Consider the following 25,743-nt stretch of genomic DNA (forward strand, 5'->3'; position numbering starts at 1 on the left):
AAGCAGAACGCTTCCCTTTGTTGTTTACAGCTTTACATCATAACGAGTTTACACGGAAATGAAATCACATTTTTTCAGAAATTAGATCCCGATCATATTTTTGAACATTTGTTTTTTTATTTACCTAAAAGCACTTGAAAAAGTGGTTCAAGGTCGATATGTTGTTATTAAAGATGAACGGAACCGAAGGGTTCATTTAAGCAAAAGAGGTAAATGCTATGACACTCAATATCACAAGTAAACAAATGGAAATCACCCCTGCAATTCGTGAACATGTGGAGGGGAGACTTGCAAAATTAGAGAAATGGCACACTCAACTGATTAGCCCGCATTTTGTTTTAAGTAAAGTACCAAACGGCTTTTCTGTAGAGGCTTCAATTGGAACTCCATTAGGTAATCTGTTAGCCACTGCAACGGCTGATGATATGTATAAAGCGATCAATGAAGTCGAAGAAAAATTAGAACGTCAATTAAATAAACTTCAACATAAAGGCGAATCCCGCCGAGCAGATGAGCGTTTGAAAGATTCTTTTTAAAAATAGAGAATAATGAGTAGATAAAAGGGCGAACATGATGTTCGCCCTTTTTTACTAAGGATGTAATCAATTAAAAACGAATCTCAATAGATGCTGCAAAATTACGTCCTGGCGCATAAAAACGCTCTAAACCTTTTCCTTCTTTATCAACTGAATCAGTCGTGCTTATTTTGTTAATGCCGCGTAGAGTATCCCAGGTGTGATATTTGCGATTAAATAAGTTATAAAGCCCTGCGCGTAGCGTGATATTTTGATTGATTTTATAGAAACCATATAGATCAAATAATACTGCAGAATTATTAAGATAAGGGTAAGTTTTTACTTCTCTAACAAAGTTTGTAGAGTATTGTACTATTTGGGCATCTTTAGCTTTTTTTGCGCCAAGATAGCTAGCTTTCACGTTAACTCCCCAGTGGTCATTTGGATCTTCATACCCAATTCCTAAAATCACTTTAATAGGTTGAATGGAAAGTAAGCTTGCTTCAGTACCACTAAGTTTCCCTTTGGCATAACCGAGATTTGCTGTAAATTTCCAACCTTGCGGAATAGCTGAAATAATCTGATCTAAATTAACTTTACTCGTGAATTCTACACCAGAAATACGAGCTCGGTCGATGTTAACTGCTTTCTGAGCGATTGTTGTGTAATAAGCTTGCTGCCCATAACTTGCACTATAGGCATTGTAATACGGGTTACGTTTTTTATACGTTGATTCTTGTTCAGTTAAGAAGTTTTTATAACGAGTATGATAAAACGTTAACCCAAATGAGCCTAATTGATGATCAGCTTGAATATAAATAGATTGATTTAGTGCTTGTTCAGCTTTTAAATCAGGGTTTGGTATCCAGTTACCAGCAGGATGTTCGAAAGAGAAATACATTTCTGAAGCAGTTGGAATACGGAAACCAGTAGAAATGTTATAGCCTATTTTCCAAATATCATTAAGCTGAGCATCTAATCCAAATGAACCACTTAAACTTTGGAAGGTATTTGATGCAGGTTTACTGCTGCAAGCTCTACAAAAAGCTTTTAAATCTTGTGGCACTAATTCATCCCAATCATAACGAATACCTAATTGACTAGAAAAGATATCATTCCATATCACATTGTCTTGTAATTGAGCAAAGAATGAACGGGTTCTGACAGGGTGTTGAATTGATTCACTATCTTTTGCACTGCTGCCGTCAGTATTTATATTTGGATATTCATGCTCATTACGATTATCAAAATCTTTTTGTGAAATACCGGTTCTTAGTGTAAATTGATGGCTACCAAATCTGGTTTCCCATGGCATGAGCTCGGCTCGCAGAGAGGCTCTCATAAAGCGGCTATTCATGCTGGTATCCTGAATTTCGATTAAATCTTTTCCTGAATATGCAGTAAAATCAGCATTATAGCGATATCCACCTTTGTAGTTTTCTGAACCAATATTTGTTTTTTGAAAATCTAATTCAGTTTTTAGGTAACTTAACCATCGACTATTTTCTGGAAAATATTCGTAGGCAATATTGGCATTATAGCGTTTACTTATATCATTGGATTCACGCCAGAGTCCTGCAAGTTGGTACGATTTTTCATCAACAAAGTTATTTGCTTTTTGAGCATTAAATGATGCACTTACACGTTGTGTCCGGGTAATAAAATAGCCAATTTTAGCTAAGTAGCTATGGTTTTTATGATGTGATGGATCTGGGATGCCGCGAGCGTTACCTACGATATCCTGACCTTTTCCACGGCTTTTCATTTCATATCCATGGCGATAGGAATAGAGTAAGGCTGCATCAAATTTGTCATCTTTATAAGCAACCCCTAAAGTATGTGTCCATTCACTATTTTTGCTGGCATAACCATTTTTAAGCAATACACCCCATTTTTTATTTGGCAGAATGATATCATCAGCACCTAAGGTTCGATAGTTAACGGAACCGCCTATCGCACCACTACCTGAATTGAAAGAATCTGCTCCTCGCATAATATCAATACCCTGTACTAATTCTGGATCGATACTTAGACGAGAGCTATTAAAATTACCGTAACGTGCATATAGTGAATTTTCTTCTGATTCGGGTAAATTGACGCCATCAACACTGATACCAACACGATTTCCTTCAACACCACGCATTGCAAAACCTTTGTTACGACGGCCATTATCACTAATGCCCACATCAGTAGCATAACGAACTAAGTCATAGTTATCTGAAATCAGTTCTTCTTGAATTGCTTTACGCGTTTTTTTTATTTGATTTGCTTTGACCTCAGAAGCATTGGCATTAACAGTAATTGTATCTAATGTAGTTTGCTCTTCTGCATACGCGTGCACAGCAAAAGCGACACAAAGTGCACCTAAAGAAAGTGGAAATTTATGAATCATATTTTTACCTGAAATATTATTTTGATTTAGTAGAATCCGGAGCAAAGTTTACAAAATTTAAATAAATCTTACAATGGTATTGAAAATTATTTTCATTTCATTTAAATTGTGCAAAGTCATCATTTAGTCTAAAAAAAACAAGATAATAAGGATCCTTTTATGAACAAAATTAAACTTTCCATTATTGCGCTTTCCTGTGTTATGGCATTAAGTGCTTGTTCTTCAAGTTCAAAAGGTGGTTCTGATAATTCAGAGCAGATTCGCCAAGCTGAGACTGAATTAAATCAAAGAATCACAGAAGCGAATAAGAAAGCTGAAGCAGCAGTGCAAAAAGCCGAAGCTGCAATAAAAGCGGCACAAAATAATAGCGAACAAACAGAAGCAGAAAAAAAAGCCGCTGAAGAAAGATTAAAACAACTTGAAAATTTACAAGCAGATGAAAAAGCACGTATTCCATTAAGTGATAAGATCTTTGGTGGAATTAGCGGTAATATGGAAGATGCTATCTCTGGTGGTGTATTGATTGGTAAAGGAAATAATATTAATCGCCCTCAAGCTAGAGATATACAACATTTAGCAGTCATCGATAATAAGTCTGGTAAAGTAAGAGATGTTCCTATTTTCAAAGAAGCTAATGCTATAGATCCATGGAGCGGAGAGCAATTAGAAGATGATCCATATAATCTTCGTAAAGAAGGGGAAACTATTTTAAGTAATAGTAATTTTCAAGCCAGTGCTTTTGGTACATATATTGATGATTTAATTGATCAATATTTCTTTGCACAAGGTTTGCCGACTGCTATAGCACAAATCCCAACAACAGGATTAGTAGAGTATAAAGGTGGTGCTGTTTATAAAAAAGATGGAAGTAATAGTGAGCGTAGTGAAATGAAAGCTACAGCTGATTTTGCTAATAAAGTCATTGATATTAATATTACGGAAAAAGCTAATGCCGTACCAAGTATGAATTTTGGTGGTAAAATTACGGGTAATAGCTTTGCTGGTGAAGTAAATGGTATTAAAACCCAAGGTGGTTTCTTTGGTGAAAATGCACAAGAAATGACAGGCTTATTTACGAATGAAGCAGATCAGTCTCGTGGTGCATTTGGTGGTATTAAGCAATAACATCTAATAACAAATAATAAAAGGGCGGACATGATGTTCGCCCTTTTTTAGATATCTTGAATCACTAATTGTAACGCATGACGTTGGAATTGTTTTGCTTTACGGTGTTTTAAGCGTCTTAAACGCAAGTTACGTGAGGCAGAGATATCTCTTGATGCTTTTTTCTTTAAAAAAGTTTTTCTTTTTAACATCTTTTTCTCCTTGTTTTCTTTGAGTTCAATAAAACGTTGCTTTTTCTGACCGCACTTACTCTGTTGCAGTCGCTTGGTTTTCTTGAACGCGATGATAATTCACAATACTATTCATGTAACGGCGAATATTTTCGACATATTGATAGGCTTCATAGCCGCGAGCGTAGCCATATTTTAAGTTTGAATAATGGCGCTTTTCCGATAATAGCTGAAGATTATTTTTTACATCTAACCAGTTATCAGGATTGCCGCCTAATTTTTTAGTTAAGCGACGAGCATCTAAAATATGCCCTAACCCCATATTGTATGCCGCTAAAGAATACCAAATTCTATCCTCTTCTGGAATACTGTCAGGCATTTGGTCGAGTAGCCAATGCAAATACTCCGATCCCGCTTTTATACTTTGTTCGGCATCTGTGCGATTATTAATATTCATCCGCACAGCCGTATCTTTGGTAAGCATCATCATTCCGCGTACACCTGTTGGAGAGGTAGCATAAGGGTCCCAATGTGATTCTTGATAGGCCACCGCGGCTAATAATCGCCAGTCTAAATTGCCTTTGTATTTTTCAAAGAGCGGTTGATATTGAGGCAGAATTTTTTCAACCGCCTCTAAATAAGCCTGAGTATCCACATAATCAAAGGCAGTAATATGGCGGAAATATTTTTCCTCAATACGATCAATTAATCCCGTTTCAATAGCATTATTCATAAAATCCAATAAGCCTGCTTGTAGCTCATTATAGGATTTATTAGAAAGATACCAATGCACGGTCATTTCATCTGTTAAGTCAAATGCAATTGCTAAGTTAGGGCGAATTTGTTGTGCAGCTGCCACATCAATACTATTTGCAATTGTATAAGGAATTTTGCCTTCCGCCACTTGAATTAATAATTCCTCTTGGGTTAACTGCTTGTTATTCTGCCATTTGAGTGCAGGGAGTTTCTTCTGAGCCAGGAATAATAATTTTTCTAAGTCTTCCCCCGCCGAAATGATAATTTCTTGCTGGACTTGCGCTAAATCTTTCGGGCGATTTTCACCTTTTTTATACACAAGCTGCCAAGAGGCGGAGGTGTAAGATGGTCCTAACTGAAATTTTTCTGCACGCTGAGGCTGGAACAAAAGATTCGCAGCGGCGATATCAATATTATTGTTCTCTAATTCATTAAAAAGCTGATCGTTATTTTCTAAGGTTTTAATTTGTAAGCGAACCCCTAAATAATCAGCAAAGTTTTTTGCTAACTCGTATTCTAAGCCTGATTCGCCTTCATTCCCAATAAAATAGTAAATGGGATTGTTAATGGTACCGACTATCAGGCTACCGCGATTTTTGATCGTGGTGTAAGGGTTTTGCTCCGATTGCATAATTTTTTGCCAAGGGAAGACCATATCAATTGCCCAAAGTAATAATGCAAAAGCAGCAATAATACGTAAAAATAGACCTTTCAATAGATAAACCTTATAAATTGAGATAAGAGACGATTGTAACGAGAATTAAGACAATAAAAAAGCCCCTTTTACTTCAAGGGGCTGTTAAATAAGGATTAACGTTGGCGATCTCGGCGACCACGTTCATTAAAAGTGCGGTCATTTTTATCGTTAAATTTACGTTGACGACGTTCGCCATTACGTTCACCACGGAAACGATCTTGGCCTCTATCTCCACGTTCATTACGACGACCTTTTCCACCAAAATCGTTGCCACCACGTCTATTGTCTGACTGTGCTGCACCCATAAAGCTCATTTGCATTTGTTTATTTAAAACGCGAGTTTTTCCGAATTGTTGGAGCAATTCTTTTGGCATACCTTGTGGTAATTCAACAGTAGAGTAGTCATCGTAAAGTTTGATATGGCCAATATAACGGCTGTTGATATCACCTTCATTTGCGATAGCACCTACGATATGACGCACTTCTACGCCATCTGCACGACCTACTTCGATACGATATAAATCCATTGGTTGTGGGGTGCCATAGCCTTTACGTTCACCACGACGTTCAGCTGAACGTGGATTTTCACGACGATCACCGCGATCATTACGGTCACGACGACGCTTATCCATTGGTGGATCAGGTGGAAGGATGAGTTTTTGTTTACCTTGAAGCAACATCAACATGGCTGCAGCAATATCTTCTTGATCCTGATCTGCCGTGAATAAATCTTCTAGTAAGCTACGATACATTTCGAGATCGTGATGTTCCAATTGCTTGGTAATCTTGTCTTGGAATTTTTTACGACGACAGGCTTGCAACACTTCATGATTTGGTAATTCAACTTCATTGATTGGTTTTTTCATCAAGTGTTCGATATTGCGAAGTAAACGGCGTTCACGTGGTTCAACGAATAATAATGCACGACCAGAACGACCTGCGCGACCCGTACGGCCGATACGGTGAACGTAAGACTCTGCATCAAGTGGGATGTCATAGTTCACTACAAGGCTGATTCGTTCAATATCAATACCGCGCGCAGCCACATCGGTTGCAACGACGATATCAAGGCTACCATTACGTAAGCGATCTAGGGTTTGCTCACGTAATTGCTGAGTCATATCACCGTTTAATGCCGCAGCACGGAAACCGTGTTTTTCTAACAATTCGGTCACATCAAGTGTACCTGTTTTAGTGCGGGTAAAAATGATTGCCGCATCAAACTCTTCCACTTCTAAGAAGCGTAATAACGCCTCATTTTTACGGAAACCTTGAACATACCAACAATTTTGTTCAATATCCGGCGCATTATCGTTATTTACTTTGATTTTCACTTCTTGTGGATTGTTCATGAAGCGTTTTGTGATACGACGAATTGGTTCAGGCATGGTGGCTGAGAACAGGGCAGTTTGGTGCTCTTCCGGTAATTCAGCCATAACGGTTTCTACATCATCAATAAAGCCCATGCGAAGCATTTCATCTGCTTCATCAAGTACGATTGCTTTTAATTCAGATAGATCTAATGTGTTACGACGGATATGATCCAAAATACGGCCTGGGGTACCCACAACAACTTGTGCACCTTGTTTTAATGCACGTAATTGGATGTCGTAACGTTGACCACCATAAAGGGTCACGATGTTGATGCCTTTTGCATATTTCATGAAGTGTTCACAAGCATCAGCAACTTGAATGGCAAGTTCACGCGTTGGTGCCATCACCAATAATTGTGGATGTTTTGCGGCAGGATCAATTTTTGCCAAAATAGGTAAAGAGAATGCGGCAGTTTTACCACTACCGGTTTGTGCCATACCAAGTACATCTCTGCCTTCTAAAAGAGCAGGAATACAAGCTTGTTGGATTGGCGAAGGTGTTTCAAAACCAAGGTCAGAAACGGCTTTTAGAATGAATTCAGGCAAGCCTAAATCATTAAAAGTGATTTTGTCTGTCATTAAAATACTCGAATGTAAGTAAGGAAAGCTCAATTTCGCTTTCAGGTTTATTTGTTACAAAAGAAAGAGGCAAGTCTAAAAAACAGCAGTTTTTGTGACCGCACTTTTTTCTTCTTTTTCGTCGTCAGTTTGAGCTGGTTTCAATTTCATCAGCTCTAACACGGCAAAACGATACTCAACAAAGTTATACACCTGATTCGCAATAGCGAGTTTGAATAAAGCCGCAGCTTCATCAATTTGCCCCAAATTGAGTTTTTGTTTTGCTAGATAAAAGTAGGTTTCGGTTAATATTTCTGCATATTGTTGTGAGTTTTCTGCAAATTTGGTTGCCCGTTCTTGCAAGTCACTCACGGAAATATTACCTAAATAGTATTGAACGATATTGGTTCCCCAGAAGTCCTTAGATAGCCCTTTAGCTCGTTCAACAAGGTTGGCATGGGCCTCTTGTGGTTTTAATTTTTGTTCGTTCAAATAGAGCCAGAGTACGCGATAGGGATCTTTGGTATCGGCTTCGTAAAACTTCATCAAATCGTCTTCAGCAAGATTATAGCGTTCGACGTAATAAAAATTTAAACCACGATTAAGGTGGGTGTAGTCATAACTTGGGTCCAATTCAAACACCGCATTAAAGGTTTCTAATGCGCTGTCGTAATCTTCTTCAAGCAATAAGTAAAGCCCTAAATAATTGTAAACGGAAGCCATCTTTGGCTGTAACGCAAGGGCTTGTGTAAAGTCATAACGTGCGAGGCCCCATAAACCGAGGGAATCATATAAAACACCACGTTCAAAGTGAAGCGCCGCTCGTTCTTCATTACTCATTTTTCCAACTAATAAAACCTGCCCGATTCGGGTAATCATCACTTCTTGCTCGAAGTGCGTATTCGGCGTTTGATCCGCGAGCACGACTTTATTTGGCGCAACAAACACGTTTCCCGATTGTATACAACCGGAAATAAATAAAGTCAGACTTAGGCTAGATAACGAAATTAGAAAACGGAATAACCGAAAATATTGCATTGTTTTATAAGTTAGTTTGATAATCAAAACGGGTGTGTAAGGTTTTTTACACACCCTGTGAGATTATTCTTGTTCTACAGAAGTCTCTTCTGCTGGTGCAGATTCTGCTTCAGTTTCTTGTTTTGGTGCAAGATCTTTCATAGTTAAGCGGATACGACCTTGGCGATCGATTTCAACCACTTTCACAGTCACTTCTTGACCAACATGAAGATAATCACTCACTTTCTCTACACGCTCTTCAGCGATTTGAGAAATATGAACTAAACCTTCTTTATTTCCTACGATAGCCACGAATGCACCGAAGTCAGCAAGACGAGTCACTTTACCTTTGTAAATTGCGCCCGCTTCAACTTCAGCAACGATTTCTTCAATACGTGCCATCACATTTTTCGCTGCACTACTATCTACTGCGGCGATTTTCACTGTACCATCATCATCGATATCGATAGAAGTACCAGTTTCTTCAGTTAATGCACGGATAGTTGCACCACCTTTACCGATAACATCTTTGATTTTCTTCGGATCAATTTTCATGGTGTGAATACGCGGCGCGTAGTCAGAAATATCCGCACGTGGTGCAGGGATTGCTTGTTCCATTACGCCAAGAATGTGCATACGTGCACCTTTTGCTTGGTTTAATGCAATTTGCATAATTTCAGGGGTGATACCTTCAATTTTGATATCCATTTGAAGTGCGGTTACACCTTCACGTGTACCAGCCACTTTAAAGTCCATATCACCTAAGTGGTCTTCATCACCTAAAATATCTGAAAGCACCACGAATTTCTCTTCTTCTTTTACTAAGCCCATTGCGATACCTGCAACAGCGGCTTTGATTGGAACACCCGCATCCATTAATGCTAAAGACGCACCACATACAGAGGCCATAGAAGAAGAACCGTTAGATTCAGTGATTTCAGACACAACACGCACTACATACGGGAATTCAGCAAGGCTAGGCATAACTGCCGCGACGCCGCGTTTTGCTAAACGACCGTGACCGATTTCACGACGTTTTGGTGAGCCGATCATACCGGTTTCACCTACAGAGTATGGAGGGAAGTTGTAGTGGAATAAGAAGTGATCTTGACGTTCACCTGTTAATTCATCAATGATTTGTGCATCACGTTCAGTACCTAACGTTGCTACGGCTAACGCTTGCGTTTCACCACGGGTGAAAATTGCCGAACCGTGAGTACGTGGTAATACACCTGTGCAAATATCTAATGCACGAACGGTATCAACGGTACGGCCATCAATACGTGGTTCACCTGCAATGATACGGCCACGAACGATTTGGCTTTCAAGTGCGGTGAAAATATCTACGATTTTACCTTCGCTGATTTCTTCGTCTTCAGCTGTGATTTGTGCAATCACATCCGCTTTAATTGCATCGATTTGTTCGTAACGTGCTTGTTTTTCAGTAATGCGGTATGCATCGCCTAAACGTGCTTCTGCAATCGCTTTTACTTTGTTGATTAAATCTGTGTTTGGTTGTGGTGCAACCCAATCCCAACGTGGTTTACCCGCTTCTTTTGCAAATTCTTTGATTGCTTCAATCACAACTTGTTGTTGTTGATGACCGAATACTACCGCAGCTAACATTTGTTCTTCAGTTAAAATGTCAGCTTCAGATTCAACCATTAATACGGCTTTGTCAGTACCTGCAACCACTAAGTCCAAACGGCTTTGCTTTTGTTCAGCCATAGTTGGGTTTAATACGAATTGGTTGTCGATAAAACCAACACGCGCTGCACCGATAGGACCGTTGAAAGGTACACCTGATAAGGTTAATGCTGCAGAAGCACCGATCATTGCCACTAAGTCAGGGCTGATTTGCGGGTTTACAGAAACCACAGTTGCCACAACTTGGATTTCGTTGAAGAAACCTTCTGGGAATAATGGACGAATTGGACGGTCGATTAAACGAGCAATTAAGGTTTCGCCTTCAGATGGACGACCTTCACGTTTGAAGAAACCACCAGGGATTTTACCCGCCGCATAAGTACGCTCTTGGTAGTTCACGGTTAATGGGAAGAAGTCTTGACCTTCTTTCACATCTTTTTTAGCAACAACAGTCACGAATACCGTGGTATCGTCCATGCTTGCCATAACCGCAGCAGTTGCTTGACGTGCAATTGCGCCAGTTTCTAGAGTAACGGTATGTTGACCGTATTTAAATTGTTTAACAATTGGATTCACAATGTTTTCCTTCAAAATAATATTTAAAACAAAGCTTTATTTTCCAGATTGCGACTAGCAAAAGAAATCTTTCGAAAAAATGACCGCACTTTTGGCGTTTAAAAATCTCTTTTGATAGCCGCACGCTAATGCAGAAAATAAAGCTCGCTTATTATACAGAGTTTTAAATTTATTGGTAACTTTATTTAATATAAGCAACTTGTTATCATATTCTCATACAAATACATACGTAAGGAGACACTATGATTATCAGTGCATTAAATAACCCAAATTTCAAAGTGGGTTTACCAAAAGTTATCGCGGACATTTGCGATCATCTCAATACCTTAGATCTTGAAGCATTAGAAAATGGCCGTCATGATTTAAGCGATCAGGTTTATATGAATGTCATGGAATTTGATACGGTTGAAGCGGATAGCAAACAAGCTGAACTTCACCATAAATATTTGGATATTCAGTTACTTATTCGTGGTGAAGAGAATGTTGAAGTAAGCGCGACTTATCCAAACCTCAGCTTATACGATGAATATCGTGATGCCGATGACTACCAACTTACCCCACAAATTGAAAATAAAAGTACGGTGACACTTTTACCAAAAATGTTCGCTGTCTTTTTCCCTTATGAGCCACATAAACCAGGTTGCACCGTAAACGGCAAATCAAGTTTTGTGAAAAAACTGGTGGTGAAAGTACCAGTAGAATTGATTTAATTATTTCGATTCATTAAAGCAAAAGTGCGGTCAGAAATTTGTATATTTTTCTGACCGCACTTTTTAGTGTTAAGTTTTTACGTTTTTATAAGGAAATTAAATGAAAATTGCTGATGAATTTATTGAAAAAACAAGAGAATTTTATGAGGAACTTAAAGTACAAGATCAGCACCGATACTTATCCTGGGAACACTGCTATACTCAATTTTATGAAGCTAGACAAAATCCTGAAAAAGCTAATGTTGATAATTTAAGTTTACATCTGGCGTTCTATTTAGCCAGTTGGGGGATGTATAGAGGTTCATCTTTTTTATTACAGTATGATTACACTATCCATACTTCTGTAGTAAAAGAAATATTGAAACCTGAATATAACAAATTATTTGGGATAGAGTGTAAAGAGTTAAATAGTGAGCAGACTGCTTTATTACTAAAAAAACTAAATAGTGAAATTGGCGGTATTTATAAGCAGTTTCGTTCAAATGCAGGGAAAGAAGACATAAAACAAGATATTTCAACAACTTTAGTTACTAAGGTTTTATTGGGGGCACTAGGTTGTGTGCCGGCTTATGATCGTTTCTTTGTTGATGCCGTAAAAAAGAATGAAGTGACGACAGGGAACTACAATATAGCATCTTTACAGAAACTAATTAAATTTTATGAAAAGCATCAAGAAAGACTGGAAGAATTAAGAAGTAAATTTTTAATTGAATATCAATTTAACGAGGATAAGAAAACTCTACTTTATCCACAAATGAAAGTACTTGATATGGGTTTTTGGAAAATTGGTTTTGATTTGTCGAAATAGGCAAAATAGGTTTCCAAATTTAATAGCAAAAGTGCGGTCAGAAATTTATGTATTTTTTTGACCGCACTTTTTTATTATTTAATCACCGTAATTGACCATTTGGCATCATCAATTTGCTCGAAGTTTGTGACTTCATAGCCTTCTTCTGCTGCCCAAGCAGGAATAGCCTCGGTGGCTTGTGTACAGTCGAATTCAATTTCTAGGCCATCGCCTTTATTTAACTTAGCCATGGCTTCCTTAGCTTCAACGAGAGGAAATGGGCAAACAAGGCCGAGTGTTGGTAATTTAACGATCATATAAACTCCTTATGATGCTTTTGCTAATTTTAAACGTTGTGGACGGATAATGGTGAAGTAGGCGGCCACCCAAGTGCCGAGGATCATCAATGGCAATGAGACCCAACCTTGCCAAGAGAAAAAGGCAGTTTCGACTAAACCATTACCGATAGAACAGCCACCCGCCAGGGTTGCGCCAATACCCATGAGAATACCGCCGAGTCCGCTGCGTAGAATCGTAGTGGCATCCGGTACACGAACACGAAATTCATTGCTTGCTTTCGCGCCGATGAATGAGCCGATAAAAATCCCTAAAACTAAGAATACGCCCCAGTTAATAAATTTACCGTCGCCAGTAACAAGGAATTGCATAATATTAGCGGATGGGCCAGTGATCCCAAGTCCAAACTCACGACCAGTAGCGACACTGAGTGGCCAAGCGGCAAGCGCGATTAATCCGATTAACACGGCTGAGAAAAATGGGTGCCAGCGTTTTTCAAATAATAAATGAGCAAGCCCCGTTTTTTTCGGTTTTAATGCTGCGACTTTTACGCTGGGTTTGCTGAGATGTTTATATACATAAAAGGCTGTCACTAAAGTTAATAGTGCCACTAACCACCAAGGTGAGATACCGAATGTATCATAAATATTGCGTTGTTCGATATTGATGCCACGTAAAGTTTTATTGAATTCCCCTAATGGGCCAGTTCGCATGATGGCACTTAATAACATATAAGTGAATAACGCGACCCAACTGCCGACTAAGCCTTCTGCAGCGCGGTACCATGTACCTGTTGCACAACCGCCAGCAAGAACAATGCCGATACCAAATACAAATGCACCGATAATCACCGCTAAAAAGGCAAAATTTTCAGCCGGATCGACATTTAATACACCGATTTCTTTTAAGAGGAAGAAACCGATGGATTGCACGGTGATTGCCAATAGAAGGGCAATAAACATTTTGTTATTTTTGGTGACATACATATCGCGAAATGCGCCAGTAATACAAAAGCGCCCACGCTGCATGACAAATCCGAGTAAAATTCCGCAAAGTAATCCGGTTAAAAGCATAAATATTCCTTCTCTTTTAGAACTAAGCAGGTCGGTATTTTCTAAAAAAATAAGAAGGTTGCGCCAATAACTTTTAGCTAGAAAATATGTTTTTTTGATATAAAAAAAGTGCGGTCAGAAATTTGTGTGTTTTTCTGACCGCACTTTATCGTAAGTTATTTCGATGTTAAGGGCAGGGTTTACTCACCATAATTTCAATCACTTGGCGATCGATGTGGTGCATACTCTTAGAAGCAATTGAGCATAGATTGTCGATAGTACGATCGAGATCGTGTTCAACAATGCCTTCATTACCAGTAACATGGGTTTCATCCATGGCCATGAGTACCGATTTATAGCCAGAAGCCACGCTGGTGGACACTTTCATGGCACAGCTATTGGATGCGCCATCGCAGATGATTCCGCTGATGTCACCAATCATGCTGCAAATCCCCATGCTCACGGTTTCGAATTTGCCCGTAAGTAAATAGGCGATACCCGCACAGCTTCCCATAGAGGCGGTTGTTACCGCACAAAGGGCAGAAAGTTTGGGTAATTTACTGTGGATATAAATGGCCATTAAGTGTGATAAGAAGAGGGCGCGGAGACGTTTTTCTTCACTCACGTTTAAATAATCGGCGACCACAACCACGGGCATAGTGGCGGTAATACCTTGGTTACCTGAACCTGAATTACTCATTGCTGGCAATGTAGCCCCGCCCATACGCGCATCGGAGGCTGCAGTGGTTTCAATCATAATTTTACTGAGCAAATCGTCTGACATTAAACCGCTGCCAACTTGTTTGCGTAATGTTCTGCCAATATGTAATCCGTAATTTTCACGTAATCCTTCGTCAGATAGCGCACGGTTTAGATCGGCTGCTTGTCCGATAAAGCGGATTTTATCTAGCTCAACTTCACAAGAAAATTCAAAGATTTCACGTGCGCTCACCTGCTTGAAAATATCATAGGGATCGCAATCCGCACATTCATCCTGTTCTTTCTCAAAAACAACTTCGCCATTTTTTTCAATCAAAATGATGTTTGTGTGTTGATCTTGAATGGCTACTTTCACTCGGTCATTATCCGCAAACAGCACGGCTTCCGAATATAAAATATGATCGGTTTGATGAATATCGACATTAACGAGTTTTTTATCAAGCATCGCCTTGGCTTGGGATACTTGCTCTGGCGTGATGTGTTTTAATACTTCCAATTCACCCTCTGGGTCACCGCCTAAAGCACCAATCGCCGCAGCAATTGGCAAGCCCACCATGCCCGTTCCCGGTACTGCAACACCTAAACCATTTTTCATTAAGTTTGGTGATACCTTGGCTTCAATACGTTCAGGTGTTTTGCCTAAATATTTGGCTGCAGTTGCTGCAGCAAGCGCCAACGAGATAGGTTCAGTACAGCCAAGTGCAGGAACCACATCGCGTTCCACAAGGTGAAGTAATGGTTTTTCGATTTCGCTGAGTCTTTCTTGATTCATAAAATTCTTTTTAAGTTTGTTAAATACTGTCTTCTTTCTCTATGACTAATATGCGCGCTTCACCTTGTGGATGAGCAACATGTTCGGTACCGATACCCGCATAAAAAATATCACCCGTATGGAGTAATACGGCTTTCTCTTTGCCATCTTCCTTGTAGCGCATTTCCACCGTGCCATCCATGACAGCAAAGACTTCTTCACCGTCATTGATATGCCATTTGTAAGGTTTGTCTGTCCAGTGCAGACGCACGGAAATGCCATTCATATTGGTAATATCAAGGGCTGCCCAAGCGCGTTCAGCCGTAAATAGGTGACTTCTAATAACTTTATTCATGACTAAATTTGTTAGTGAGCCTCATCCCAGTTAGTGCCTTGCCCCACATCTACAATCAGTGGCACCACTAAATCAGCTGCGCTTTCCATTTGTATTTTGATGAGCTCGCTATAAAACGCGACTTTTTCTGACCGCACTTCAAACACCAATTCATCGTGCACCTGCATAATCATCGCAATATCGGGATCGTTTTGTAGTTTTTGATCCAATTGAATCATGGCACGTTTAATGATGTCTGCGGCGGTACCTTGCATTGGTGCATTGATCGCGACACGTTCAGCAGCTTTACGGCGCATACCGTTAGAGGAGTTGATATCTGGTAGATATAAACGACGGCCGAATAGGGTTTCCACATAGCCTTGGGCTTTGGCTTTTTCGCGAATATCGTGCATAAAAGTTTGCACGCCAGGATAGCGTTTGAAATACAAATCCATATAGCTCTGGGCATCGGCACGGCCAATACCGAGTTGACGCGATAAGCCAAAGGCAGACATACCATAAATTAAACCGAAGTTAATTGCCTTGGCATTGCGGCGTTGTTCGGACGTCACTTCATCCAGTGCGACACCAAAGATTTCTGCTGCGGTAGAGCGGTGAATATCTTTGCCTTGGGTAAAAGCATTAATTAAGCCCGGATCCTGTGATAGGTGCGCCATAATGCGCAGCTCGATTTGCGAATAGTCTGCTGCCACAACAGTAAAGCCTTCGCGCGCAATAAATGCCTGACGAATACGACGTCCTTCTTCATTACGAATTGGAATGTTTTGCAGATTCGGATCACTTGATGAAAGACGACCGGTGGCTGTCACCGCTTGATGGTAGGATGTATGCACTCGACCCGTTTGCGGATTCACCATTTGTGGCAATTTGTCGGTGTAAGTGGATTTTAGTTTGCTGAGACCACGATGTTCTACCAACACTTTCGGTAATTCATGACTAAATGCCAGTTCCTCCAATACTTCCTCGTTGGTGGATGGCGCGCCTTTTGGTGTTTTTTGAATGATAGGCAAACCTAATTTATCAAACAAAATTTCCTGTAATTGTTTGGTTGAGGCTAAATTAAATGGCTGCCCAGCCAAGACATAGGCTTGTTCTTCTAATTCACTTAAACGATTTGCGATTTCATTAGATTGTAGGAATAGTGCATCGCTATCAATTAAAACACCGCGACGTTCCATACGGGATAGCACACCTAACAATGGCAATTCCATTTCTTTAAAGAGTTTTTCCAGAGTGGGTTCTTTAGAGAGTTTTTCCCATAGCACTTGTTGCAGTTTCATTGTTACATCAGCATCTTCCGCCGCGTACTCGGCGGCTTTTTCCAACGGAATTTGGTTAAAAGTCAGCTGATTTTTACCTTTGCCTGCAATCTCTTCAAAAGTGATGGTTTGATGCCCTAAATAACGTTTCGCCAGATCGTCCATATTATGACGGCCTGTGCTGTTGAGTACATAGGACTCCAACATAGTATCGAAAGCCACACCTTGCACATCGATGCCATTACGGGCGAAGATGGTGAGATCGTATTTGAAGTTTTGCCCGACTTTTTGAATAGCAGGATTTTCTAAAACCGGTTTTAACAACGTAAGTGCGGTTGTTTTTTCGAGCGTTTTTGGTGCGCCTAAATAATCTAATTGTAGCGGTAAATAAGCCGCCTCGCCGTTTTCTAACGCAAAGGAAATCCCCACTAAGTTGGCAGCCATATAATCTAAATTATCGGTTTCTGTATCCAACGCAAAAAGTTTAGCTTGCTTGAGTTTTTCCACCCAACGATTTAAATCTGCTTCAGTGAGCAAGGTTTCATAACGGCTGCGATCAATTTGAATTGCCGGCAATGCTTCCTCGCTATTGTCTTGAGCGAGTGCAGGCGTAGCTTGATAGTGATTAATCTTGGTCGGTTGTTCGTTGTTATTGGTGATGGAATCAGCACCATTCATTACTTCATTGAGCCAACGTTTAAATTCATAACGGCCGAAATATTCGGTAAGTTGATCGTTATTGCTTGCACCAAGGGTAAGTTGTTCCGGAGTGATATCGAGAGCGACATCGGTTTTGATCGTGGCAAGGCGATAGGATAAATCGGCCATTTCTTTTTCAGCCAATAATTTATCCCCTAATTTTTTTGCCCCACGAATTGGCAATTCAGCCACTTTGTCTAAGTTGGCATAAATTTCTGCCATGCTGCCGATACCTTGCAAGAGACCTAGTGCCGTTTTTTCACCGACACCCGCTACGCCTGGAATATTATCGGCGCTATCGCCCATTAGCGCTAAGTAATCAATGATGAGTTCTGGCGGAATGCCGTATTTTTCAATCACGGCTTCGCGATCTAATAAGGTGTTATTCATGGTGTTGATCAACATAATGTTGTCATCCACTAGTTGCGCCATATCTTTATCACCGGTGCTGATCAAGACTTTTTGATTGGCTTTGGAAGCGGCTACCGCTAAGGTACCGATGACATCATCGGCTTCTACACCTTCAATGACTAAAAGAGGAATGCCAAGGGCTCGGATAATATCGTGTAGTGGCTGAATTTGTTTGCGCAGATCGTCTGGCATTGGTGGACGATGGGATTTATATTGTTCAAACATTTCATCACGGAAAGTTTTGCCTTTCGCATCAAAGACCACCGCAATATGGCTCGGTTGCACTTGCGAAATCAGGCTTTTGAGCATATTTAGCACACCGTACATGGCACCAGTCGGCTCGCCAGCAGAATTGGTGAGCGGCGGAAAAGCATGAAAAGCACGATATAAATAAGATGAACCGTCCACTAGGACTAATGGATTAGGAGCGATAGTTGGCATAAATATTCCGTTTAAAAATAATGAAAAGTGTCGCATTATAGCGTAAATTGCGAAATGGGGCGAACGGATAAAGTGCGGTCAATTAAACGTAAAAATTATGACGAAGGCATTTGGCTGTGGCATAATAGGCTCACTTGAGCATTCAACATAAGGGAATAACATGTCATTAAAACTGGTTGAAGTTGTTGTATTAGGGCAAGTGCTGCGCTTGAATGTCCCTGCTGAACAAGAAGAGATTTTGCGTCAAGCGGCGCGTAATTTAGATCTTCAAGTGTCAGAAATGAAAGAGCGTACAGGTTTATTACAATTAGACCGAGTGCTTTCTATTGTTGCCTTGAATTTAAGTTTTGAATTAACCCAAGAAAAAAATAAAAATGCCCAGATTGAAAACGTGTTATGTACGCGAATTCAGCAGTTAGATCATTCTTTAGAGAATGCATTAGGTGGGCGTCTTATCGTCGATTAAATAAAAAAGAACCGCATGTTGAAAGTGCGGTTCTTTTTTTATGTGTTTTTTAATCTGGCGTGTAATAGAGTTTACCAATTTCAATTTTTTGTCGCCCCGTTTCTTCACGCCATTTATTGCTGTCTCGTAAAGAATAAACACAGCCACAATATTCCTGTTGATAAAAACGTTCACGCTTACTGATTTCGATCATGCGTTGCGATCCACCAGCTTTACGCCAGTTGTAATCCCAATAAATCACATCATCATATTTTTCAGCCGCACGGTGACCACAACCATTAATTTGATCCATATCTTTCCAGCGAGAAATACCAAGGCAGCTGGTAAATACAGGGAAACCATGTTCATGAGCATATTCAGCTGCTTTTTCAAAACGCATATCAAAACACATGGTACAGCGAATGCCACGTTCAGGTTCCCATTCCATACCTTTTGCGCGATCAAACCATTGTTGGCGATCGTAGTCTGCATCAATAAACGGAATTCCGAATTTTTGGGCAAAGCGAATGTTTTCTTCTTTACGAATTAAATATTCTTTTAATGGATGAATATTCGGGTTGTAAAAATAAATCGTAAACTCAATACCTGAGGCCAAAATGGCTTCCATCACTTCACCTGAGCAAGGCGCACAGCAAGAGTGGAGAAGTAGCTTATTATGCCCTTCAGGTAATTCGAGTTTTTCACGAATAAAAGGCGCATTGGGATCCTTGCGCACTTTTTGTTTACGTGGTTTTTGAAATTTAGGTTGAGAATCGACCGCACTTTGTGGTTGAATTTGTTCTTCTGTCATATTAATAAGTTCGGTCTACCGATAGATAAGCCAGTGAAATTAAGGCTTTTTTGTATTCGCTTTCAGGTAATAAGGCAATAGCATCAACCGCTTTTTTCGCTTCTTGTTTCGCACGATCCATTGCGTAATCGAGGGATTTATGTTCTGCCATAATCTTAAGTACTTCATCAATCGCATCACGTTTTCCGCCTTGTTCAATGGCTTCGCGAATAAGCGCGGCTTGTTGTGGATTGCCGTGACGCATTGCGTGTAATAAAGGAAGAGTAGGCTTACCTTCAGCGAGGTCATCACCCACATTTTTACCTAATGCAGCTGCATTAGCACTGTAATCTAGCACGTCATCTACTAATTGAAATGCGGTACCAAGATAGCGACCATATTCTTGAAATGCGGTTTCAATTGATTTTTCAGCACCTGCAACAATCGCCACAGATTGTGCCGCCACTTCAAATAAGCGTGCCGTTTTACTATAAATCACACGCATATAGCTTTCTTCAGTGGTATCCGGATCATTCACGTTCATCAATTGTTGAACTTCACCTTCCGCCAACACGTTGGTGGCGTCCGCCATAATACGAAGAATATCTAGCGATTGTAACTGCGCCACTAATTGGAATGCACGAGTATAAATGAAGTCACCCACTAATACGCTAGCGGCATTACCAAAGGCAGAGTTTGCCGTTGCGCGACCACGACGCATATCCGATTCATCTACTACATCATCATGTAATAGAGAAGCGGTATGAATAAATTCTACAAAGGTAGCACAAGTGGCCACTTTATCGCTTTCGTAGCCTAATGCACGCGCCGCTAAAACCGCAATAAGAGGTCGAATACGTTTTCCGCCACCTTGTACAATATAAAAACCAAGCTGATTAACCATCGGCACATCGGAGTTAATTTGTGCTAAAATGGCCTGGTTGACTTTCTGCATATCCGCATCTGTTAATGCTTGGATTGCATGCATATCCATTAAATCTTGTTTGTTCATCTTCATTTGGTTCAATGGTTGTGTATATAAAAGAAAAGTGCGGTGAATTTTACCCGATTTTTCAGGGTTTCTGAAATTAAACTCGAGGAAAAGCGCTTTTTTTTATTTTATTGCAAATAAGTGCTTGCGATCGAGTTGTTTTTTCCGTAGAATTTGCGACCTATTTATATGAATTTTGAAGTGTGGACCGAAAATAGTAACGGAGAAGCACAATTATAGCGGAGTATTTATGTACGCAGTTTTCCAAAGTGGCGGTAAACAACACCGTGTGAGCGAAGGTCAAGTAGTTCGTTTAGAAAAACTTGAACTTGCAACTGGCGCAACAGTTGAGTTCGACTCAGTGTTGATGGTCGTTAATGGTGAAGATGTTAAAATTGGTGCACCAGTAGTAGCTGGCGCGAAAGTAGTGGCTGAAGTTGTGACACAAGGTCGTGGCGATAAAGTTAAAATCGTTAAGTTCCGTCGTCGTAAACACAGCCGTAAACAACAAGGTCATCGTCAGTGGTTCACAGAAGTGAAAATCACTGGGATTCAAGCATAATTTCAGAGGAGATCAAGTAGATGGCAACTAAAAAAGCTGGTGGTTCAACTCGTAACGGTCGTGATTCTGAAGCTAAACGCCTTGGTGTTAAACGTTTCGGTGGCGAATCTGTATTAGCAGGTAGCATCATTGTACGTCAACGTGGTACTAAATTCCACGCAGGTAACAACGTAGGTATGGGTCGTGACCACACCTTATTTGCTACCGCTGACGGTAAAGTAAAATTTGAAGTGAAAGGCGAGAAAAGCCGTAAATACGTAAGTATTGTAACTGAATAATTTTACATCTGATTTTTAAACGCCCCGCATTATCTGTGGGGCGTTTTCTTTTGTTTCCAAGCAATTTACAATAATTACTCACATCTGTTATTCTGGCACTATTGCTTATCTTGATATTTCTTAGTCGAAATTTATCTTAATTCCTAACCGCACTTTAGTAAAATAAAGGAAGATATCATGAAACAACAACCGCTTTTAGGTTTTCTCTTCGCTTTAATTACGGCGATGGCGTGGGGATCTTTACCTATTGCGTTAAAACAGGTTCTATCAGTGATGACACCACAAACGATCGTTTGGTATCGATTTGCGGTAGCTTCTCTTGCACTATTGATTCTGTTAGGTTACAAGAAAAAACTGCCACAATTTTCGAAAGGTGGTCGTTTCATTTGGCTTGTACTCATCGGTGTAGCAGGGTTAGCGGGTAATTTCTTTTTATTTAATAGCTCACTTAATTTTATCGATCCTTCTTCAGCCCAAATTTTTATTCATTTTTCTTCTTTTGGTATGTTAATTTGCGGTATTTTTGTCTTTAAAGAAAAACTCGGATTACATCAAAAGATTGGTTTAGGCTTATTATTGGCTGGGTTGGTGCTTTTCTTCAATGACAAGCTTGATGTGTTTAAAGGAGAGAGTTGTTATTTAACAGGTGTCTTACTCAGCCTGACTGCTTCATTAGTTTGGGTGGCTTATGGTATGGCACAAAAGCTTATGCTCCGTCGTTTTAGTTCGCAACAAATTTTATTAATGATGTATTTCGGCTGTCTTTTAGTCTTTACACCTGTAGCTGAATTCTCACAAGTGAGTAACCTCACCCCGTTTGCATTCGGTTGTTTTGTTTATTGCTGCTTGAATACGTTATTTGGTTATGGGGCTTATGCTGAGGCGCTTAATCGTTGGGAAGTTTCTAAAGTAAGCGTTGTGATTACCTTAGTACCACTATTTACCATTTTCTTTGCTCATCTTGCGCATTATGCGAGCCCTGAGAATTTTGCCGCGCCAGAATTAAATATGATTAGCTATATTGGGGCGTTTGTTGTAGTATGCGGAGCAATTTTGTCGGCAATCGGACATAAGTTATTACCGCAATCAAAATAAAGTTCGGTTAAATATTGGAGAGTTTTTATGAAATTTATTGATGAAGCCCTGATTCGTGTGGAAGCAGGGGATGGTGGAAACGGTTGTGTAAGTTTCCGCCGTGAAAAATTTATTCCAAAAGGCGGCCCAGATGGCGGTGATGGCGGTGATGGCGGTGATGTTTATTTGGTTGCAGACGAAAACTTAAATACTTTGATCGATTATCGCTTTACGAAACGTTTTGCTGCTGAGCGTGGTGAGAACGGACACAGTTCAGATTGTACCGGTCGCCGAGGTAAAGATATTACATTACGTGTACCAGTGGGAACGCGTGCAATTGATAATGACACCAAAGAAGTGCTTGGCGATTTAACAAAGCATGGAGCCAAAATGTTAGTGGCGAAAGGTGGTTATCATGGTTTAGGTAATACGCGTTTCAAATCTTCAGTGAACCGTGCACCTCGCCAAAAAACCATGGGTACACCAGGGGAAAAACGCGATTTATTATTAGAATTAATGCTTCTTGCGGATGTCGGGATGCTAGGTTTACCGAATGCAGGTAAGTCTACCTTTATTCGTGCTGTTTCAGCCGCAAAACCAAAAGTCGCTGATTATCCATTTACCACTTTAGTGCCAAGTTTAGGCGTAGTGAAAGTGGATGAGAGCCATAGCTTTGTGGTGGCAGATATTCCTGGATTGATTGAAGGTGCATCGGATGGCGCAGGTTTAGGGATTCGTTTCTTAAAACACTTGGAACGTTGTCGTGTGTTAATTCATTTAGTGGATATTAATCCTATTGATGAATCCGATCCTGCAGATAATATTGCGATCATCGAGTCAGAATTATTCCAATATAGCGAAAAATTGGCAGATAAACCGCGTTGGTTAGTCTTTAATAAAATTGATACGATGACTGAAGAAGAGGCGCATGAACGAGCACAAGAGATTACGGAACGTCTTGGTTGGGAAGAAGGCTATCATCTTATTTCTGCCGCAACCGGTAAAAATGTGTCGCCACTTTGTCGTGATATTATGGATTTCATTGAAGCAAATCCACGTGATGCGGAAGTAGAAGAAAATAAACCAGAAGAAGTGAAATTCAAATGGGAAGACTACCATCAAGAACAGCTCGCTGAACATCAATTTGATGATGAAGATGACGATTGGGATGATTGGGACGAAGAAGATGAAGAAGGCGTTGAGTTTATTTACAAACCTTAATGCCTAAATGAAAAAAAGAGCGGAAATTTAACCGCTCTTTTTTATTGGTGTTAACCTTTCTTTTTCCCACCTTGACGCGCTTTAAAGCGAGGGTTGGTTTTCGAAATGACATAAACGACACCGTGGCGGCGAACAATTTTGCAGCCAGGACGGTTTTTAGCACTTTTTAGCGAAGATAATACTTTCATTGAATATTCCTATTTTGATTTAAATGCACCAAATTTACCATAGCGGTTTGCAAATTCACTTGCACGACCTTCATTCCCAATTTGACGGGTTTTACCGGTATAAAACGGGTGAGATGCAGATGAGGTATCACACATAAATACAGGGTATTCGTTACCATCTTCCCATTTCATGGTGTTGTTAGTTTTAGCGCAAGAACGGATGAGAAAGCCTTGTTTCGCATTAGAATCGTAAAATAAAACGGTACGATAATTTTCAGGATGAATGCCTTTTTTCATTAGAACTCCTTATATGACGGAAATAATTGGGCGAAAATACTAATTCAAAAGAGAATGATTATCAATGTACTTTTATTCATAACCATGAGAATTTTTTTCATATTGAGAAAAAGAAAAATGCCTTTCGATTGAAAGGCATTTTGTCTGTTTGGTCGGAGAGTTATCCACGATGCGCATTTTTCATAATACGCTCTTTCGCTACTTTCCATTCACGTTCTTTAATATCATCACGTTTATCATGTTGTTTTTTACCTTTCGCAAGACCGATTTTGATCTTAGCCCAAGGGCCTTTCCAATAGAGAGAAAGGGCAACAATGGTAAAACCATCACGGCTTGATTTACCGAAAAGATTATCTAGTTCACGTTTATTCAATAAAAGCTTACGTGTACGCGTCGGATCGCAAACCACGTGGGTCGAGGCCAAGCTTAATGGTTGAATGGTCGCACCAAATAAATAGGCTTCACCATTTTTAAAAATGATATAGCTGTCGCTGATATTGGCTTTACCTGCGCGCATTGATTTCACTTCCCAACCTTGTAATTCAAGGCCGGCTTCAATTTCATCTTCAATAAAATATTCGTGTCTAGCTCGTTTGTTTAAGGCAATGGTGTTGGAGCCGACTTTGACTTTCTTTTTGGTCATTGGTATCCGTTGTTCATTAATCGTAAATTGGCATTGATTTTACCGAATCTCGCCCTGGATAGCAAAAAAACAAAAGGCTGATTTGACTCAGCCTTTTGTTACTTAATGAGAGATTATTCTTCTAATTCACCACAGAAACGATAACCTTCACCATGCACGGTAGCAATGATTTCAGGTGTATTAGGATGATCTTCAAAATGTTTCCGAATGCGGCGAATTGTTACATCCACAGTACGATCTTGTGGCTTTAATTCACGCCCTGTCATTTTTAGCAATAATTCTTCGCGAGTTTGCAATTTTCCTGGGTTTTCACAGAAATGCAACATGGCACGAAATTCACTACGCGGTAGCTTAAACTCAGTGCCTTCAGGTGTAATTAAATTATGACTATTTAAATCCAGTGTCCAACCATTAAAACGATAGTTCTCACGTTGTAAATGGGCCTCTTTGCCATTTAATGTCATGGTGCGATGCAATAAATTTCTTGCACGAATGGTGAGTTCTCTTGGGTTAAATGGCTTAGTGAGATAATCATCGGCCCCAATTTCTAAACCTAAAATTTTATCAACTTCATTATCTCGCCCTGTGAGGAAAATCAGAGGAATAGGTGTTTTTTCACGTAATTCACGGCCCAGTAATAAACCATTTTTGCCGGGTAAGTTGATATCTAATACGATGAGATTAACCGTTTCTGAGCTTAACTGACGATACATTTCGGCACCATCTTGTGCTTGTAATACCTCATAGCCCTCAGCTTCAAAAATTCCTTTTAACGTATTACGGGTTACCGCTTCATCTTCCACGATGAGAATTTTGGGGGTAGCCATTCGTTGCTCCTTGTTATTCTTTGTTATGGGCATATTCTATAATTGTAACATTGCTGTAACAACAGAAAAGTGCGGTCATTGTTTAAATTACATTTAATTTTATGATCTAAGTCATAAATTATTAACATTCTTTTGATCTA

The 25,743-nt window shown here is 39.9% G+C and carries 26 protein-coding genes; 9 read left to right on the forward strand and 17 right to left on the reverse strand.

The features are described from left to right. Positions 1-218 precede the first annotated feature (218 nt). Positions 219-536 carry a ribosome hibernation-promoting factor, HPF/YfiA family gene (hpf, locus tag DPV81_RS06200; protein WP_049369563.1) on the forward strand — a complete coding sequence of 106 codons (318 nt, stop codon included), beginning with the start codon at positions 219-221 and terminating at the stop codon, positions 534-536. A 70-nt stretch (positions 537-606) separates the two neighbouring features. On the opposite strand, the gene DPV81_RS06205 is transcribed toward hpf, so the two are convergent. Then, positions 607-2,907, reverse strand: a complete 2,301-nt coding sequence (locus DPV81_RS06205) for a TonB-dependent hemoglobin/transferrin/lactoferrin family receptor (RefSeq protein ID WP_111387328.1) — start codon at positions 2,905-2,907, stop codon at positions 607-609. Between the two features lie 159 nt (positions 2,908-3,066). Between DPV81_RS06205 and DPV81_RS06210 the strand changes: the two genes are divergently transcribed. Further along, positions 3,067-4,032 carry a transferrin-binding protein-like solute binding protein gene (locus DPV81_RS06210; protein WP_111387330.1) on the forward strand — a complete coding sequence of 322 codons (966 nt, stop codon included), beginning with the start codon at positions 3,067-3,069 and terminating at the stop codon, positions 4,030-4,032. Between the two features lie 47 nt (positions 4,033-4,079). Here the strand turns inward: DPV81_RS06210 and DPV81_RS09410 are convergent, their stop codons facing one another. The 5 genes from DPV81_RS09410 to pnp form a co-directional block, all read right to left on the reverse strand. Continuing rightward, a complete protein-coding gene (locus DPV81_RS09410) occupies positions 4,080-4,223 on the reverse strand; it encodes a hypothetical protein (RefSeq protein ID WP_005697833.1) in 144 nt (47 codons plus the stop codon). 55 nt (positions 4,224-4,278) lie between these two features. Continuing rightward, complete coding sequence (gene mltF, locus DPV81_RS06215; protein ID WP_111387332.1) at positions 4,279-5,673, reverse strand: membrane-bound lytic murein transglycosylase MltF; 1,395 nt, start codon at positions 5,671-5,673, stop codon at positions 4,279-4,281. Positions 5,674-5,768: 95 nt separating this feature from the next. Then, positions 5,769-7,607, reverse strand: a complete 1,839-nt coding sequence (locus DPV81_RS06220; RefSeq protein WP_111387334.1) for a DEAD/DEAH box helicase — start codon at positions 7,605-7,607, stop codon at positions 5,769-5,771. A gap of 75 nt (positions 7,608-7,682) precedes the next feature. Further along, complete coding sequence (nlpI, locus tag DPV81_RS06225) at positions 7,683-8,624, reverse strand: protease adaptor lipoprotein NlpI (protein ID WP_111387548.1); 942 nt, start codon at positions 8,622-8,624, stop codon at positions 7,683-7,685. Between the two features lie 63 nt (positions 8,625-8,687). Continuing rightward, on the reverse strand, positions 8,688-10,826 hold the full coding sequence (gene pnp / locus DPV81_RS06230; protein ID WP_005700002.1) for a polyribonucleotide nucleotidyltransferase: 2,139 nt from the start codon (positions 10,824-10,826) through the stop codon (positions 8,688-8,690). Positions 10,827-11,068: 242 nt separating this feature from the next. Between pnp and nanQ the strand changes: the two genes are divergently transcribed. Together nanQ and DPV81_RS06240 are read left to right on the forward strand one after the other, a co-directional pair. After that, positions 11,069-11,536: an N-acetylneuraminate anomerase gene (gene nanQ / locus DPV81_RS06235; RefSeq protein ID WP_111387336.1), complete on the forward strand. Its 468-nt coding sequence runs from the start codon at positions 11,069-11,071 to the stop codon at positions 11,534-11,536. Positions 11,537-11,636: 100 nt separating this feature from the next. Next, a complete protein-coding gene (locus tag DPV81_RS06240) occupies positions 11,637-12,344 on the forward strand; it encodes a hypothetical protein (protein ID WP_111387338.1) in 708 nt (235 codons plus the stop codon). A 74-nt stretch (positions 12,345-12,418) separates the two neighbouring features. On the opposite strand, the gene DPV81_RS06245 is transcribed toward DPV81_RS06240, so the two are convergent. The 5 genes from DPV81_RS06245 to polA form a co-directional block, all read right to left on the reverse strand. After that, a complete protein-coding gene (locus DPV81_RS06245) occupies positions 12,419-12,640 on the reverse strand; it encodes a sulfurtransferase TusA family protein (protein WP_005631077.1) in 222 nt (73 codons plus the stop codon). A gap of 9 nt (positions 12,641-12,649) precedes the next feature. Beyond that, a complete protein-coding gene (locus tag DPV81_RS06250; protein ID WP_111387340.1) occupies positions 12,650-13,693 on the reverse strand; it encodes a YeeE/YedE family protein in 1,044 nt (347 codons plus the stop codon). 166 nt (positions 13,694-13,859) lie between these two features. Continuing rightward, positions 13,860-15,164, reverse strand: a complete 1,305-nt coding sequence (locus tag DPV81_RS06255; protein WP_111387342.1) for an L-cysteine desulfidase family protein — start codon at positions 15,162-15,164, stop codon at positions 13,860-13,862. Between the two features lie 19 nt (positions 15,165-15,183). Then, positions 15,184-15,498, reverse strand: a complete 315-nt coding sequence (locus DPV81_RS06260; protein ID WP_111387344.1) for a cupin domain-containing protein — start codon at positions 15,496-15,498, stop codon at positions 15,184-15,186. A gap of 11 nt (positions 15,499-15,509) precedes the next feature. After that, positions 15,510-18,308: a DNA polymerase I gene (polA, locus tag DPV81_RS06265; protein WP_111387346.1), complete on the reverse strand. Its 2,799-nt coding sequence runs from the start codon at positions 18,306-18,308 to the stop codon at positions 15,510-15,512. Positions 18,309-18,468: 160 nt separating this feature from the next. Between polA and DPV81_RS06270 the strand changes: the two genes are divergently transcribed. Next, the gene (locus DPV81_RS06270; RefSeq protein ID WP_049362360.1) at positions 18,469-18,774 is read left to right on the forward strand and encodes a cell division protein ZapA; all 306 of its coding nucleotides are present in this window, start codon (positions 18,469-18,471) and stop codon (positions 18,772-18,774) included. Positions 18,775-18,823: 49 nt separating this feature from the next. On the opposite strand, the gene DPV81_RS06275 is transcribed toward DPV81_RS06270, so the two are convergent. Further along, positions 18,824-19,564, reverse strand: a complete 741-nt coding sequence (locus DPV81_RS06275) for an epoxyqueuosine reductase QueH (protein ID WP_049379906.1) — start codon at positions 19,562-19,564, stop codon at positions 18,824-18,826. 1 nt (position 19,565) lies between these two features. Then, a complete protein-coding gene (ispB, locus tag DPV81_RS06280; protein WP_111387348.1) occupies positions 19,566-20,555 on the reverse strand; it encodes an octaprenyl diphosphate synthase in 990 nt (329 codons plus the stop codon). A 229-nt stretch (positions 20,556-20,784) separates the two neighbouring features. Here ispB and rplU point away from each other — a divergent pair, with 229 nt between their 5' ends. The 4 genes from rplU to cgtA all read left to right on the forward strand — a co-directional run bounded on the left by rplU (position 20,785) and on the right by cgtA (position 23,669). Then, positions 20,785-21,096: a 50S ribosomal protein L21 gene (gene rplU / locus DPV81_RS06285; RefSeq protein WP_109064410.1), complete on the forward strand. Its 312-nt coding sequence runs from the start codon at positions 20,785-20,787 to the stop codon at positions 21,094-21,096. Between the two features lie 20 nt (positions 21,097-21,116). After that, positions 21,117-21,374: a 50S ribosomal protein L27 gene (gene rpmA, locus DPV81_RS06290; RefSeq protein WP_005539872.1), complete on the forward strand. Its 258-nt coding sequence runs from the start codon at positions 21,117-21,119 to the stop codon at positions 21,372-21,374. Between the two features lie 177 nt (positions 21,375-21,551). Next, entirely contained in the window at positions 21,552-22,469 is a 918-nt protein-coding gene (locus DPV81_RS06295) for a DMT family transporter (protein WP_111387350.1), read from the forward strand. A gap of 27 nt (positions 22,470-22,496) precedes the next feature. Then, on the forward strand, positions 22,497-23,669 hold the full coding sequence (cgtA, locus tag DPV81_RS06300; protein ID WP_111387352.1) for an Obg family GTPase CgtA: 1,173 nt from the start codon (positions 22,497-22,499) through the stop codon (positions 23,667-23,669). Between the two features lie 50 nt (positions 23,670-23,719). Here cgtA and ykgO read toward each other — a convergent pair whose 3' ends face one another. The 4 genes from ykgO to arcA all read right to left on the reverse strand — a co-directional run bounded on the left by ykgO (position 23,720) and on the right by arcA (position 25,603). Next, positions 23,720-23,857, reverse strand: coding sequence for a type B 50S ribosomal protein L36 (ykgO, locus tag DPV81_RS06305; RefSeq protein ID WP_005695435.1), 138 nt, complete (start codon positions 23,855-23,857; stop codon positions 23,720-23,722). Between the two features lie 9 nt (positions 23,858-23,866). Then, positions 23,867-24,133 (reverse strand): type B 50S ribosomal protein L31, encoded by a 267-nt coding sequence (locus tag DPV81_RS06310; RefSeq protein WP_005695437.1) that lies wholly within the window; start codon positions 24,131-24,133, stop codon positions 23,867-23,869. 160 nt (positions 24,134-24,293) lie between these two features. Beyond that, entirely contained in the window at positions 24,294-24,776 is a 483-nt protein-coding gene (gene smpB, locus DPV81_RS06315; protein WP_014064114.1) for an SsrA-binding protein SmpB, read from the reverse strand. Between the two features lie 113 nt (positions 24,777-24,889). Then, positions 24,890-25,603: a two-component system response regulator ArcA gene (gene arcA / locus DPV81_RS06320; RefSeq protein WP_070582579.1), complete on the reverse strand. Its 714-nt coding sequence runs from the start codon at positions 25,601-25,603 to the stop codon at positions 24,890-24,892. Positions 25,604-25,743 lie beyond the last annotated feature (140 nt).

This window comes from Haemophilus parainfluenzae (assembly GCF_003252795.1).
In the GTDB taxonomy this organism is placed as follows: Bacteria; Pseudomonadota; Gammaproteobacteria; order Enterobacterales; family Pasteurellaceae; genus Haemophilus_D; species Haemophilus_D parainfluenzae_K.

Coding starts and splice junctions, on each gene's coding strand:
- ispB (WP_111387348.1), bottom strand. CDS start 20,555: ATGAACAAACAAGATTTAATGGATATGCATGCAATCCAAGCATTAACA.
- DPV81_RS06255 (WP_111387342.1), bottom strand. CDS start 15,164: ATGAATCAAGAAAGACTCAGCGAAATCGAAAAACCATTACTTCACCTT.
- cgtA (WP_111387352.1), top strand. CDS start 22,497: ATGAAATTTATTGATGAAGCCCTGATTCGTGTGGAAGCAGGGGATGGT.
- rplU (WP_109064410.1), top strand. CDS start 20,785: ATGTACGCAGTTTTCCAAAGTGGCGGTAAACAACACCGTGTGAGCGAA.
- ykgO (WP_005695435.1), bottom strand. CDS start 23,857: ATGAAAGTATTATCTTCGCTAAAAAGTGCTAAAAACCGTCCTGGCTGC.
- DPV81_RS06275 (WP_049379906.1), bottom strand. CDS start 19,564: ATGACAGAAGAACAAATTCAACCACAAAGTGCGGTCGATTCTCAACCT.
- DPV81_RS06310 (WP_005695437.1), bottom strand. CDS start 24,133: ATGAAAAAAGGCATTCATCCTGAAAATTATCGTACCGTTTTATTTTAC.
- DPV81_RS06220 (WP_111387334.1), bottom strand. CDS start 7,607: ATGACAGACAAAATCACTTTTAATGATTTAGGCTTGCCTGAATTCATT.
- DPV81_RS06270 (WP_049362360.1), top strand. CDS start 18,469: ATGTCATTAAAACTGGTTGAAGTTGTTGTATTAGGGCAAGTGCTGCGC.
- nlpI (WP_111387548.1), bottom strand. CDS start 8,624: ATGCAATATTTTCGGTTATTCCGTTTTCTAATTTCGTTATCTAGCCTA.
- DPV81_RS06205 (WP_111387328.1), bottom strand. CDS start 2,907: ATGATTCATAAATTTCCACTTTCTTTAGGTGCACTTTGTGTCGCTTTT.
- DPV81_RS06210 (WP_111387330.1), top strand. CDS start 3,067: ATGAACAAAATTAAACTTTCCATTATTGCGCTTTCCTGTGTTATGGCA.
- rpmA (WP_005539872.1), top strand. CDS start 21,117: ATGGCAACTAAAAAAGCTGGTGGTTCAACTCGTAACGGTCGTGATTCT.
- nanQ (WP_111387336.1), top strand. CDS start 11,069: ATGATTATCAGTGCATTAAATAACCCAAATTTCAAAGTGGGTTTACCA.
- arcA (WP_070582579.1), bottom strand. CDS start 25,603: ATGGCTACCCCCAAAATTCTCATCGTGGAAGATGAAGCGGTAACCCGT.
- smpB (WP_014064114.1), bottom strand. CDS start 24,776: ATGACCAAAAAGAAAGTCAAAGTCGGCTCCAACACCATTGCCTTAAAC.
- DPV81_RS06240 (WP_111387338.1), top strand. CDS start 11,637: ATGAAAATTGCTGATGAATTTATTGAAAAAACAAGAGAATTTTATGAG.
- DPV81_RS06250 (WP_111387340.1), bottom strand. CDS start 13,693: ATGCTTTTAACCGGATTACTTTGCGGAATTTTACTCGGATTTGTCATG.
- DPV81_RS06245 (WP_005631077.1), bottom strand. CDS start 12,640: ATGATCGTTAAATTACCAACACTCGGCCTTGTTTGCCCATTTCCTCTC.
- DPV81_RS06260 (WP_111387344.1), bottom strand. CDS start 15,498: ATGAATAAAGTTATTAGAAGTCACCTATTTACGGCTGAACGCGCTTGG.
- DPV81_RS09410 (WP_005697833.1), bottom strand. CDS start 4,223: ATGTTAAAAAGAAAAACTTTTTTAAAGAAAAAAGCATCAAGAGATATC.
- hpf (WP_049369563.1), top strand. CDS start 219: ATGACACTCAATATCACAAGTAAACAAATGGAAATCACCCCTGCAATT.
- DPV81_RS06295 (WP_111387350.1), top strand. CDS start 21,552: ATGAAACAACAACCGCTTTTAGGTTTTCTCTTCGCTTTAATTACGGCG.
- polA (WP_111387346.1), bottom strand. CDS start 18,308: ATGCCAACTATCGCTCCTAATCCATTAGTCCTAGTGGACGGTTCATCT.